The organism is Flavobacterium alkalisoli (assembly GCF_008000935.1).
Lineage (GTDB): Bacteria > Bacteroidota > Bacteroidia > Flavobacteriales > Flavobacteriaceae > Flavobacterium > Flavobacterium alkalisoli.
This window is the reverse complement of the sequence record NZ_CP042831.1, coordinates 3,032,949-3,046,885: the sequence shown is the minus strand read 5'-3', so window position 1 is coordinate 3,046,885 and position 13,937 is coordinate 3,032,949. Positions and strand designations below refer to the sequence as shown.

General features: G+C 33.5%; 11 protein-coding genes. 6 read left to right on the top strand and 5 right to left on the bottom strand.

Annotated elements, in window-relative coordinates; translation table 11 throughout:
- Positions 1-27: 27 nt before the first annotated feature.
- Together FUA48_RS13940 and FUA48_RS13935 are read right to left on the bottom strand one after the other, a co-directional pair.
- Positions 28-1,023 (bottom strand): glycosyltransferase family 2 protein, encoded by a 996-nt coding sequence (locus FUA48_RS13940; protein ID WP_147584093.1) that lies wholly within the window; start codon positions 1,021-1,023, stop codon positions 28-30.
- On the bottom strand, positions 1,020-1,472 hold the full coding sequence (locus FUA48_RS13935; RefSeq protein WP_147584092.1) for a type I restriction enzyme HsdR N-terminal domain-containing protein: 453 nt from the start codon (positions 1,470-1,472) through the stop codon (positions 1,020-1,022). The genes FUA48_RS13940 and FUA48_RS13935 overlap by 4 nt, the downstream gene beginning before the upstream one ends.
- A 54-nt stretch (positions 1,473-1,526) precedes the next feature.
- Between FUA48_RS13935 and holA the strand changes: the two genes are divergently transcribed.
- From holA to FUA48_RS13910, 5 genes are all read left to right on the top strand, one after another.
- Positions 1,527-2,531: a DNA polymerase III subunit delta gene (gene holA, locus FUA48_RS13930; protein ID WP_147584091.1), complete on the top strand. Its 1,005-nt coding sequence runs from the start codon at positions 1,527-1,529 to the stop codon at positions 2,529-2,531.
- Positions 2,532-2,585: 54 nt separating this feature from the next.
- Positions 2,586-2,765, top strand: coding sequence for a CAL67264 family membrane protein (locus FUA48_RS13925; protein WP_129749810.1), 180 nt, complete (start codon positions 2,586-2,588; stop codon positions 2,763-2,765).
- 128 nt (positions 2,766-2,893) lie between these two features.
- On the top strand, positions 2,894-4,990 hold the full coding sequence (locus FUA48_RS13920; RefSeq protein WP_147584090.1) for an ATP-binding protein: 2,097 nt from the start codon (positions 2,894-2,896) through the stop codon (positions 4,988-4,990).
- Positions 4,991-5,081: 91 nt separating this feature from the next.
- Positions 5,082-6,776, top strand: a complete 1,695-nt coding sequence (ettA, locus tag FUA48_RS13915) for an energy-dependent translational throttle protein EttA (RefSeq protein ID WP_147584089.1) — start codon at positions 5,082-5,084, stop codon at positions 6,774-6,776.
- A gap of 199 nt (positions 6,777-6,975) precedes the next feature.
- Positions 6,976-10,074: a DUF7619 domain-containing protein gene (locus tag FUA48_RS13910; protein WP_147584088.1), complete on the top strand. Its 3,099-nt coding sequence runs from the start codon at positions 6,976-6,978 to the stop codon at positions 10,072-10,074.
- Between the two features lie 331 nt (positions 10,075-10,405).
- Here FUA48_RS13910 and FUA48_RS13905 read toward each other — a convergent pair whose 3' ends face one another.
- The 3 genes from FUA48_RS13905 to FUA48_RS13895 form a co-directional block, all read right to left on the bottom strand.
- Complete coding sequence (locus tag FUA48_RS13905) at positions 10,406-10,909, bottom strand: hypothetical protein (protein WP_129749814.1); 504 nt, start codon at positions 10,907-10,909, stop codon at positions 10,406-10,408.
- Between the two features lie 101 nt (positions 10,910-11,010).
- On the bottom strand, positions 11,011-11,793 hold the full coding sequence (locus tag FUA48_RS13900; RefSeq protein ID WP_147584087.1) for a hypothetical protein: 783 nt from the start codon (positions 11,791-11,793) through the stop codon (positions 11,011-11,013).
- A gap of 50 nt (positions 11,794-11,843) precedes the next feature.
- Complete coding sequence (locus tag FUA48_RS13895) at positions 11,844-12,680, bottom strand: UDP-2,3-diacylglucosamine diphosphatase (RefSeq protein WP_147584086.1); 837 nt, start codon at positions 12,678-12,680, stop codon at positions 11,844-11,846.
- 135 nt (positions 12,681-12,815) lie between these two features.
- Between FUA48_RS13895 and aroC the strand changes: the two genes are divergently transcribed.
- Entirely contained in the window at positions 12,816-13,880 is a 1,065-nt protein-coding gene (gene aroC / locus FUA48_RS13890) for a chorismate synthase (protein ID WP_147584085.1), read from the top strand.
- The last annotated feature ends 57 nt before the right edge of the window (positions 13,881-13,937 follow it).

The window sequence follows — 13,937 nt, the reverse complement described above, 5'->3', positions numbered from 1 at the left end:
TATTCCTGCAAATAATAACGCTTTGGTCTATAAACTATTGTTAAAATTTTTCTTACCTAAAACGAAATAATTGTAAACGATACTATTTGTTTTATAGTAATTTTTATACTGCTTTGATTTTCTTTTATTTAAAAATCTGAACAGATATAAATAAAAATAAAAATGAGACTTTAAAACAGCCCATAAAAAGACAAATTTGCCTTGATAAAGAAACCGCATACTTGCTAATCCGTCCTGAAAAAGTCGGACAAATAGTACAGGGAAAAGTTTGCCTGTGGGAAGATTCTTAAGCATCATCCATAATGAGTTCCTGAAGTTGAGAAAAGTCTTCTTAGGGTTAGTATTTTTTAGTGTGGCTCCGCCTACATGAAACACATGAGACGTGCCACAAACTTTTGCTTTATAGTTTTGGTTAAATGCACGCCAGCAAAGGTCTATTTCTTCCTGATGGGCAAAAAAGTCTTCATCAAATCCTCCAAGCTCCCAAAAAACATTTTTTCGTATAAAAAAGCAGGCGCCAGAAGCCCAAAAAATATCTGAAATGTCATTGTACTGGCCATTATCCTGCTCAATAGTTTCAAAAACACGACCCCTGCAATAAGCAAAACCGTATTTATCAATAAAACCACCGGCAGCTCCGGCATATTCAAAAGTATCTCTTTTGTAATAGTCAAGTATTTTGGGTTGTACTATGGCTGTTTCTTTGTCTTTATCAAATAACTCGGCTATTGGTAAAAGCCAGTTAGGGGTAACCTCAATATCAGAGTTTACTAAAGCATAAATTTCTTCATCAACTTCCTTAAGGGCTTCATTGTACCCTTTTGCATAGCCAAAATTGCCTTTGTTCTGTATAATTTTAATTTGAGTAAAAGCAGTTTTTACATACTCTATAGAGGTGTCGGTAGAAGCATTGTCTGCAACATATATAGCTGCATTTTCAGAATATTTAATGATGTAAGGTAAAAACTCTTCTAAAAGTGCTTTTCCGTTCCAGTTTAAAATAACAACGGCAATATTATTCATCGGCTTATTGTAAATTCAGGCAGTTCTCGCAGAAAATTATATTTTTCCTGTTCATAGTTCATATGGCAAAAGTAATGATTTAACCCGTTTGTAACCATCATATAATTAGCATTAAGGGTCATGTTGTAACGGGCTATCTGGTCAAACGTATTTTGAGTAATGGTAACTTGTGGAGCTTTGCATTCAACCAGTAGAAAAATGCTTCCGTCAGGATTAAAAACCACTACATCATATCGTTTGGTGAGTCCGTTGATTTTTAATACTTTCTCAACGTTTATGTAAGATTTGGGGTATTTTTTTTCATTAAGCAGGTAATGTACCACATGCTGCCTGACCCATTCCTCCGGTGTGAGAAGAATAAATTTTTTACGTATTTCATCAAAAATGGCTACCTTATTTTCACTATTTTTGAAACGGAAAGTGTAATTGGGAAAGTTTAGCTTTTGCATAAAGCAAATGTATAATTTTTTTGATTTTAATTAATTTGACTAAACAAAGGCTTAGTGGACGAAGTAGTAAAAATTGTTAACGATATAAAACAGGGCAACATAAAGCCCATTTATTTTTTTATGGGTGAAGAGCCGTACTATATAGACAGGCTTACCGAATATATTGAAGACAACATACTTAGTGAAGAGGAGAAAGGTTTTAATCAGATGGTGCTTTATGGTAAGGATGTAAGTATTGAAGATATTATGTCGAGCGCCAGGAGATACCCTATGATGGCCGAAAGACAGGTAGTGATAGTAAAGGAGGCCCAGGAACTTTCCAGAACTATTGATAAGCTTGAAGCTTATGCACAAAATCCGCAGCCTACAACAGTTTTGGTATTTGCTTACAAGTATAAAACTCTGGATAAACGTAAAAAAGTTACTAAACTTTTAGATAAGGCCGGACTGGTTTATGAAAGTAAAAAGCTTTATGAAAACCAGGTAGCCGACTGGATTAAAAGAGTGCTTTCGGGTAAAGGGTATACAATTGAGCCCAAGGCTGCTGCAATGCTTGTGGAGTTTTTAGGTAATGACTTAAGTAAGATTAACAATGAGATTGAAAAGCTGTTAATAATACTTCCTAAAGGCAGCAACATAACTCCAAAGAGTATTGAGGATAATATTGGAATAAGTAAAGACTATAATGTTTTTGAACTTAGAAAAGCCATAGGGGAGAGGGATCAGTTAAAGGCATATAAAATAGCCGGTCATTTTTCTCAAAACCCTAAGGATAATCCATTGGTTATGACTACAGGTTTGGTATTTGGTTTCTTTTCGCAACTACTCCAATATCACGGATTAAAAGATAAAAGTCCCGGGAATGCTGCAAAAATGCTTAAGGTTAATCCTTATTTCGTGAAGGATTATGATATAGCACTTCGTAATTATCCTATGAAAAAAGTTAGCAGCATAGTTAATGCTTTACGTGATATAGATGTAAAAAGTAAAGGAGTAGGGGCTAATGCCATATCTCAGGCTGATTTACTTAAAGAGATGCTTGTAAAAATATTTAATTAAATAAAAAGCACGATATTTGCAGGCTAAAACCCTTTATAAATATAATATAACAAAATGGGAATGAACAAAAACACCATCTTCGGGTGGGCTTCATTTATACTGTTCCTTATTGGTGCGGCTCTGGTTCTTTTAGGAGTATTAAAATATCCTGATTATGCTATAGGTTTTTCTGTAGTAGGAATTGGTTTTTTTGCTATCTCCTGGGCATTTAATGCTTTGAAGGGCAGAATCTAAGCACCCTATTTCTTTTTATTAAAGCTATATAATATAAATTACTGATTTAACATTTTAAATCAGAATTCATTTTTATTACCTTTACTTATCTTAATTTATTGTTTAAGTAATACCCAAGCCCTACACTAATGGAAAAAAAAGCTTTTCCTATACCTGCTAATGAAAAAGAAAGACTCGAAGCTTTACATGACTATAATATTTTAGATACATTCTCTGAACAGGAGTTTGATGATATTGTTCATTTAGCGTCTTATATATACAAGACCCCTATAGCTTTAGTGTCTTTTATTGATGAAAAAAGACAATGGTATAAAGCTAAAAAAGGGATGGATGTTTCTGAGTTACCCCGAGAGGAAACCTTTTGCCAGCATGTTATAATGCAGGATGATTTAGTTGAAGTACCAGACGCTACAAAACATCCTATATTTAAAGATAACCCAAATGTAACGGGAGACTTTGGTGTACGCTTTTATGCCGGAGTACCTCTAAAATCTTCCGAAGGTTATAACATAGGTACAATTTGTGTTGTTGATACGGTAGTAAAAGAAATTGATGATGATCAGCGTAAAGCACTTAAAACTTTAGCTCATCACGTAATGAATCAGGTTGAAATAAGAAAAAGAAACTTAGAAATAAGGAAAAGAAACTCAAACCTTCGTGAAGAGGTTGCCAGAATGGCAAAGAAAGAGCTGGAATCTGTAAACAGAGAACTTGAAAGTTATAAAATAGCTTTAGATGAAACTTCAGGTGTTATTATTTTTGATAAAGAAGGTAAAATAACTTTTGTAAATGATACAACATGTAGTATTACAAAATTTAAACGTAAAGAATTAATAGGTAAAAGTATTAAGGATACAAAAACTGCTTACGGAAATACAGGGGCATTTTCTAATCTATGGAATACAATTAGCTCAGGTGCTGTATGGAGAAATGAAGTTAACAGTGAGACTAAAGATGGAAAACAGTATTGGGTTGAAGTGGTTGTGGTTCCTTTTTTAGACAGTAAAGGCGTTCCTTTTAAATTTGTAGAAATAGCAAACGACATAACTGACAGAAAAGCTGTAGAAGCAGAATTGATTAAAGCAAAAGAAATTGCAGAGAAAGCTATTTTTGTAAAAGACAGTTTTATGGCCAATATGAGCCATGAGATTCGTACTCCTATGAATGCTATAATAGGCTTTACTGATTTACTGGCACGTACTGAATTAAATGAAAAGCAAAAGGAATTCGTTACGAATGTGCAAACAGCTGGCGACAACCTATTGTTGATTATAAATGATATACTTGATCTTTCAAAAATAGAATCAGGAAAGCTTGTAATAGAGAAGTCACAATTTAATTTAAAGAATACCCTTAAACATGTTTACGATCTTTTAAAAGTAAAGGCTTCTCAAAGCAATGTAGAATTTAATCTGTTTCTTGACGCCCATATGCCGGAGACTGTGGTAGGTGACAAAGGACGTATAAATCAGGTGTTGATGAATCTGGCAGGGAATGCATTAAAATTTACTGAAAAAGGAGAGGTTACAATTTCTGTAAAAAAGATTGAAGAAAACGATGGTAACTGCAAACTTAAGTTCTCTATAAAGGATACCGGTATAGGCATACCTGAAGATAAACTGAATACTATTTTTGAACGTTTTACACAGGCAGAGGAAAGTACTACAAGAAGATTCGGTGGTACAGGATTAGGGCTTAATATCGTTAAGCAGCTTGTAGAGCTTATGGATGGAGAACTGGGTGTAAAGAGTACTCTAGGTAAAGGTTCTGAATTTTATTTTATACTTGATTTTGATAAGATTTGTGAAGCAGATACTCTTGAAGAAAAAATTGAGGAAAAAAAGCCAGTTGAAAGCTTAGGTAAACTTTCCATACTACTTTGTGAGGATAACATACTTAATCAGCATCTTGCCAAAAACATTATAAAAGGATTTGGTTTTGATATTGATATTGCCAATAACGGACAGGAGGGTATAGATTTGCTGGCTAAAAATCAGTATGATCTAATCCTTATGGATCTACAGATGCCAGTAAAAGATGGTTATCAAACAACAGTATTTATAAGGGAAGAATTAAAAAATAATGTTCCTATTATAGCAATTACTGCACACTCATTAATAGGGGAGCAGCAAAAATGTTTTGACTTAGGTATGAATGCCTATGTGTCTAAACCATTTAAGCAGCATGAGCTTCTGGAGAAGATATATGAAGTAATAGAAAAATAATAAAATCATAAATAGGTGCGGGTAATTTGAAATCTTTACATTTCAGATTATCTTTGCTGCTTACTTAAAACTAAATTAATCAAATTACATAATGTCAGACGATAAGAAAGTAATATTTTCAATGTCCCGTGTAAGCAAAACTTACCAGGGCGCTAACAAACAGGTATTAAAAGATATATATCTAAGCTTTTTCTACGGAGCTAAAATTGGTATCCTTGGTTTAAACGGATCTGGTAAATCATCGCTTCTTAAAATTATTGCAGGAGTTGATAAAAGCTATCAGGGAGATGTTGTTTTTGCCCCGGGATATACTGTTGGGTATTTGGAGCAGGAACCGCAACTGGATGAAAATAAAACAGTAATCGAAATAGTTCGTGAAGGTGTAGCAGAAACGGTTGCTTTACTTGATGAGTTTAATAAGATTAATGACATGTTTGGCCTTCCTGAGGTTTATGAAGATGCAGATAAAATGCAGAAACTTATGGACCGTCAGGCTGAGCTACAGGATAAAATAGATGCATCTGGTGCATGGGAGCTGGATACTAAGCTTGAAATAGCTATGGATGCTCTTCGTACTCCGGAACCGGATACTCCTATTAAAGTGCTTTCGGGAGGTGAAAGAAGAAGGGTGGCTTTATGTCGTTTACTATTACAACAACCGGATGTATTATTACTGGATGAGCCTACCAACCACCTTGATGCAGAGAGTGTACTTTGGTTAGAGCAACACTTACAGCATTATGCAGGTACTGTTATTGCAGTAACTCACGACCGTTATTTCCTTGATAATGTAGCCGGATGGATTCTTGAACTAGACAGGGGAGAAGGTATTCCGTGGAAAGGAAACTATTCTTCATGGCTTGATCAAAAATCAAAACGTTTAGAGCAGGAAGAAAAAACAGCTTCTAAAAGAAGAAAAACTCTTGAAAGAGAGCTTGAATGGGTTAGACAGGGAGCTAAAGGCCGTCAGACAAAACAGAAAGCCCGTTTACAAAATTACGACAGGTTATTAAACGAAGATCAAAAACAGCTTGAAGAGAAGCTAGAGATTTATATCCCGAACGGACCAAGACTTGGTACTAATGTAATTGAAGCTAAAGGTGTTGCTAAAGCATTTGGCGATAAACTATTATATGATAACCTAAACTTTACTCTTCCTCAGGCAGGTATTGTTGGTATTATTGGTCCTAACGGTGCCGGTAAAACAACAATCTTCAAAATGATAATGGGACAGGAGAATCCGGATAAAGGAGAGTTTACTGTAGGAGATACTGTAAAGATTGCTTATGTAGATCAGTCGCACTCTAACATTGATCCTGAAAAAACAATTTGGGAAAACTTTTGTGACGGACAGGAACTAATCATGATGGGTGGCCGTCAGGTAAATTCAAGGGCATACCTAAGCAGGTTTAATTTTAGTGGTAGCGATCAGAATAAAAAAGTAGCTACGCTTTCAGGAGGTGAGAGAAACAGGCTTCACTTAGCCATCACTCTTAAAGAAGAAGGTAACGTATTGCTGCTGGATGAGCCAACAAACGACCTGGATGTAAATACATTGAGGGCCCTTGAAGAAGGTCTTGATAACTTTGCGGGTTGTGGAGTTATTATTTCGCACGACAGATGGTTCCTTGATAGGGTATGTACACATATCCTTGCTTTTGAAGGAGATTCTGAAGTATACTTCTTTGAGGGAAGTTTCTCTGAATATGAAGAGAACAGGAAAAAACGTTTAGGAGGTGATTTAACGCCTAAGCGTATTAAATACAAAAAACTTATTAGAGGATAAAAAATATATTATATCTTTATAATCAATACTTTAAAGCTATTAACCGTAATAAAGGATACTTTAAATAGAGATTGATTAGGCTACTGAAATCATTAATATTTGTGTTTTTTGAGTAATTATTTCATTAGAATTATGAGTTTTTATTTTGGCAGATTAATATGAATTACACCAACCAACTAATTAATTAAATCAAAAAAACATGAAGATCTTTGGAATAAAATTACTATACCTACTATTATTGTTGTTATCAGGAGGTTTGTATTCTCAAACAATTGATTTTACTGATCCTAATTTTAAATATTTTCTTACTCTGATTGACGAATCTGAATGTAGTATTTATTCAGATTATGGTTATGCAAAGAATAGTTTGGGTGAATGTATTACTATTGATGCAAATAACGACAATGAAATAGATATGATAGAGGCTGCTGCAGTTTGGGAGTTATCTTTTCCTCATGTTTTTATGGGTTGGAGTGGAATGGATTCTTTTGATGGTTTAGAAGCATTTGTGAATATACGTGTTATTACAATCGAATTTGATTTTTCTTTCATTGATTTGTCAGTACTTCCTAATCTTGAAGAAGTGTATCTTCGTACAGATGAATTAGTTTCTCTCGATTGTTCAACACTCACTAACTTAGAGCATTTAAAGTGTGATTGTGAAAACTTAGCATCATTAACTATAAATAACTTACAGAATCTTAAAGTTTTAGATATTGAGAATTCATACAACAGTCCTATACCATTAAACTTATCGGGACTTATAAGTCTTGAAGAAATCAACTGTTCTTATACTTCTTTATCGCAGCTTGACTGTACTAATCTTACAAATTTAAAAAAAATAGATAGTGGATTTTGTACTGGACTGACTAGTGTAAACACATCCGGATTGCAAAACCTCGAAGAAGTTTATTTGCCGGGCTGTACCTCTTTAACTGTATTTAATTGTGAGGATAATAACAATATTAAGCACATAGACTTGAGTGGCTGTTCTGCATTAACATCACCTTATGATTTTACTTATATAGAAACTTTAGAAACCTTAAATATATCTAATAGCAACATAGTATCAGTTAATATTTCAAACATTACAGGTCTTAAAGAGCTTTACTTTGATAATACTATATTTACACAAATCAATTTAGATGGTTTGTCTTCTTTAGAAAAGTTATCATGTAAACAATCATTATTGCAATCTCTGGATGTTAGTGAAGCAGTTAGTTTAATTGATTTAAATTGTTACAGAGCAGAGAGTTTAAACACTTTAACCTTGGGTAACCTTAGTAATCTTATAAGTCTTGATTGTACACTTTGCCCAATAACTACTCTTGATGTTTCGGGTTTATTGAGTTTAGAATCACTTATTATGTATGGTACTTTTGTTGAATCATTAGATCTTACGGCATTAGAAAATATAGAGATATTTAATGCTGTAAATTCCCCTAACATATCTTCAATTGCTTTAGGAACTCATCCTGAGTTGCATACTTTTGAAGTTGAAAGTTGTGGATTATTACAGGAAATAGATTGTTCAGGATTAGAAAATGTTACTGTGCTGAATTTTAGCAACTGTGTAAGTTTAACTACAATAATATTGAATGATTTACCTAATTTAACTGAATTAACTTGTGGTGGTGCTGAAGGAACCCCTTTATTAACATCGTTACAAATTGGTCAAATGCCTCTTTTGCTTAAGGTTTGGTTTAGGCACTGTGAATCTCTGGAGTATTTAGATTTAAGTGGTTGTCCATCCCTTAATCGTCTTCACCTGCAATATTGTACAGGCTTATCATATATTAACTTGAAAAACGGATCTGTTGGTTATGTCTATTTTAATATGTATAACAACATGAATCATCCATATATTTGTATTGATGAGGATGAAGAGTTTTACATTTTTGAGGATATTAGTCCTAATGATGCCTATGTAAGCACTTATTGTCCGGATGGAGGAGGTAATTACAATACAATTAGCGGTATACTTACTTTTGATAACGGGGATAATAATTGTGAAGAATTTACTTATTTAAGTGATTTTATTAAAATAGGTGTAACGGAAAGTACTAATAGCGGAGCTACATTTACAAACCCTTCAGGAGAATACAAATTTTATGTTGGTGCCGGTAGTTATAATATACTCCCGGAATTTGAAAATGATTGGTTTACAGCAACTCCTACGTCTGCAACAATTAATTTTTCAAGTGAAAATGGTTTATCTCAAATTCAGGATTTTTGTATTACAGCAAACGGATCTCACCCTGATGCTGAAATAAACATAATAAGTTTGGAGCCGGCACAACCTGGTATGGATGCTTCTTACAAAATTACTTATAGTAATAAGGGTAACACAATACTTTCAGGCAGTGTTTCGATTAATTACGAGAATGATGTGATGGATTTAGTTTCGGCAAATCCTTTACAGGATAACAACAATAATGGTACAATTGAATGGAATTTCACTGATTTACTTCCATTTGAAAAACGTAGTATAAATGTTGTTTTTAATGTTAATGGGCCAATGGAAAACCCTGCGGTAAATATTAATGACGTATTGACTTATACTGTTAGTGTTGATTTAGACCCGGATACTGATGAAACTCCTCAAGACAACGAATTTATTTATAACGAAGTTGTAGTAGGTTCATTTGATCCTAATGAGATAATTTGTATGGAAGGAGAAATAGTCTCTGTTGAAAATATTGGTGATTACCTTCATTATAACATTAATTTTGAAAATATTGGTAATGCTCAGGCAGTTAATGTAAATGTCATAGAATTAATTGATCTTTCTTTATTTGATATTACTACCTTAGAATTAATTGATGCATCACATGAAGTTGTTATTAGGATTGAAGGAAATATGGTAGAATATAAATTTGAGAATATTAATTTAGGACCACAGGAAAGAGGTAATGTTGCATATAAGATTAAAACATTAAATACGCTTGAAGCAGGTGATTCGGTTGTTCAAAAAGCAAATATATTCTTTGATTATAACTGGCCTATAATGACGAATGAGGCTGTCACTATGTTTGATGTCCTTGCAGGGATAGATGATTTTGAAATGGATAGTTTTATAAAAGTATATCCAAACCCTGCTGAAGATTTTGTGAATATAGCATCTGTTGATAATATAAGTTCAATTGAGGTTTATGATAGTAATGGTAGATTACTACAGATCGCTTTGGTTAATGATACAAATACTGTACTTGAGTTAAGCACTAAAATACAAGGAATATATTATCTTAAGATCATAACAGACAGAGGGACTAAATTTGAAAAAATCATAAAAAAATAATTTCAAAAGCCCAGTTATTAAATAGCTTACTAGTGATATAAGACTTATGTTAAGTGATCTAAACCAAAATAGCACTAAGCCCTTTAGTATCTCAATATAAATCACAAGTGTTATATCTATAGGCTTTTATAAGTATACAATACTGTAAAAAATAATTACCAGTAGCGTATATGATAAGTTGAACGTAAGTAGGTTAATCAGGTTAAGTTAATTGAAGTAATAACAACCTGTTTCATAATTTTATAAGGTTGATTAATGAGAGTCAAATATAAATAAACAATAAAAAAAAGCCCTGTTAATACAGGGCTTTTTTTTATTGTTATTAAGCTTATTAGAATCTGTAACGAACACCTAGAGCGATATCTGGTCCGAAGTCATCTTCGCGGAAATCATCGGCAAAATAAATCTCAGGTCTAAAGTCTAAAGACAATTGTAATGGTATATCAAAGTTGTACTCAATACCAATATCTCCTGCAAGTAGTGCATAGAATCCGCTGTCATCGTCTCCGTCATAATAAGGAGGACGATTGTCTTTGTCAAAACTCCATGTACCAAAACCACCACCTACACCGGCATACCAGTTAAAGCCACCTTCAATGTTCCATACCCATTGGTATAAACCAACAACTTTAAAAGCATCATAATTATCTGAATCTCTCCATCCTAAGTCTACCTCAAGTCGGTTATTACTGGCTAAAAGACGCTGATATGAAACCTCAAAACCAAATCCGTCGTTTTCTCCAAGTCTTAAACCTAAGGCATTTCGCCTATCCTGTGCATTAGTGCTTAATACTAATCCTAGTAGTAAAAAAGCTGATAAAAATAGTTTCTTCATAATGTTGTTTTAGTTATTTATTTAACAAATATACCATGTTGTTTTTTGTAAGAATACTATCTTTTCAAATATTTAACATCTTTGTTTAAGCCTGATTTGGCTTATTCAACATTGTAAGAAGACAGAGTTTCTTCCTGATGTTCGCTATAAGATTGAGGAATAGGCAGTTCAATTGTGGGTAAGCTGCTTAAAGCATATTGAGTATTGGTTGAAGTGTGAATCATCCCGATGTTTTCAGCATAATATTGCGTTGATACAACCACATCCTGAGCAGGTAATATGGTATAAGGGAACGGAAAATCAGGTATAGAAACTTTTACCTGCATATTTAGTTTTACAACACTTTCTTTTACATTATTATAGACTTCATTATTTGGAGTAGTAAACGAAGAATAACTTTCTCCAGCCTCAGATGATAATGTATAAGTAATATCAATATTAAAACCTTCTAATTGTTGTTGAGTACTTCCGTTTACAGAAGTTAACTGTGTGCCGGCTGTTGCATTGGTATCAAAAATTATAAAATCACTAATAGTAAGATCCAAAGGAAAATCAGGTATGCCGGTATCAACACCGCCACTTAAGTATAATTTGCCATCAGTATTTCTTAATCCGTTACCTCGTAGTGAGGTTGAATAAAAGCCAAAAGGGAATGATTTTGTTTTAAACTTTTTATAAATATTACCATTAATAGTAGTGTCGTTAGAAATATATAATGAATCCCTTCCGGTGATTCCTTCCATAGTTACATCATAAACCCAGTAATTACCTATTGAAAGGGGGATAGCATTGTTTACTCCTGATGAAGCAGAACTGTCATCATCTGAAGAGCATGATATAATAAATAAGCTAAAAATAAGTAGTAAGTAGTGATTTTTTTTCATTGTTTTTGGTTAAAATTAGAAGACTAATATAAACCAAAAATAGCTACTGATTATTTTTTATTAAAAAGTAACGATGCTATAAGTTCATTGCTTAGCTGGGTCTCCATTTCAAAATACTCCTCTTCATCATTAAGCTGGACTTTTATCTCATCCATATGACGGTATAGTTTCCATCTTTTTTTATGGTATTCAAGCGCAGTAAGGTTTTCTATCCAGTCTCCGGAATTTAGATAAGTAACAGAACCTTTCTTGTTTTCCTTTTTAAGCATTTTAGGTTCGTGTATGTGTCCGCATACAACATAATCATATTGATTTTCAATTGCCAAATCTGCAGCTATAGTCTCAAAGTCAGAAATAAACTTCACAGCTTTTTTTACTCCCGATTTAATTTTCTTTGAAAGGGAATAAGGTTCTTTACCCATTTTTACAAGACACCAGTTTACAAAACGGTTTAATAGTATAAGATAGTCGTAACCAATTCCTCCAAGCTTAGCTATCCATTTAGCATGGTTAACCGAGCTGTCAAATACGTCACCGTGAAAAAACCAGGCTTTTTTATTGTCAAGTTCAAGCACAACTTTATCTACTATAGAGAAGTTTCCTATAGTTGTATCGCTAAACTTTCTTAGCATTTCGTCATGGTTTCCTGTAATGTAGTATACGCGGGTTCCTTTAGAAGCAAAGTCAAGCAGTTTTTTTACTACTTTCATATGAGGTTTTGGGAAATAAGATTTCCTGAATTGCCAGATATCAATTATATCACCATTAAGGATAAGTGTTTTAGGCTTAATTGTAGAGAGATAAGCCAAAAGTTCTTTTGCATGGCACCCATAAGTTCCTAAGTGTACATCAGAAAGAACTACAACATCAACTATTCTTTTTTTCATTAAGAATGTTTTATTGCAAAATAGACGGATTAACTTAAACTGGCAGTTAATTAAACATTAACTTTAGGTTTTTTGAAATCTGATTTAATTAAGGATTATAAAACATTAAATTTGTAAACAAACTATTACTTAATCATGGCAGGAAATACTTTTGGCAATATATATAGGTTATCATCATTTGGAGAATCTCACGGAGAAGCAATAGGAGGGGTTGTAGATGGATGTCCGCCAAATATAGAATTAGACCTTAATGCGATCCAAAAAGAACTCGATCGCAGAAAGCCGGGGCAATCTGCTATAGTAACACAAAGAAAGGAAAATGATGAAGTGGAGTTTCTTTCAGGCATATTTGAAGGGAAAACTACAGGTACACCTATAGGTTTTATTGTAAAAAATACAAATCAGAAATCTAAAGATTATTCTCATATAACAGATGTATACAGGCCTTCTCATGCTGATTATGTATATGAAAAAAAATATGGCATAAGGGATTACAGAGGAGGAGGAAGGAGTTCTGCAAGAGAAACAATAAGCAGGGTAGTAGCCGGAGCTATAGCAAGACAAATAATTCCTGAGATAAAAATTAATGCATTTGTATCTTCGGTAGGAGATATATTTATAGATAAGCCTTATCAGGCATTGGATTTTTCTCTTACCGAATCTAATGATGTTCGCTGTCCGGATTTAGTCACAGCAGAAAAAATGGAAGCCTATATTAAGGAGATAAGAAAAGAAGGAGATACTGTGGGAGGTACAATAACATGTGTAATTCAAAATGTTCCTGTAGGGCTTGGCGAACCGGTATTTGATAAACTACATGCAGAGTTAGGCAAAGCAATGCTGTCTATTAATGCTGTAAAGGGTTTTGAATATGGAAGCGGATTTTGTGGTGCTAAAATGAAAGGAAGTGAGCATAATGACTTATTTAATCCGGATGGAAGCACCAAATCAAACCTTTCAGGAGGTATACAGGGTGGGATAAGTAATGGGATGGATATTTACTTTAGAGTTGCGTTTAAGCCCGTAGCAACAATAATGAAAGAACAGGATACAATTAATAGTAAAGGAGAGATGGTTAAAATGCAGGGTAAGGGAAGGCATGACCCCTGTGTAGTTCCAAGAGCAGTGCCAATTGTAGAGGCAATGGCAGCTATGGTAATTGTTGATTTTTATTTATTGAATAATATTTTTAAAGCATAAATTACTGTTAATAGGTTTATTTGGTTTCTAAATAATTATTAAAAGTTTAATTATACC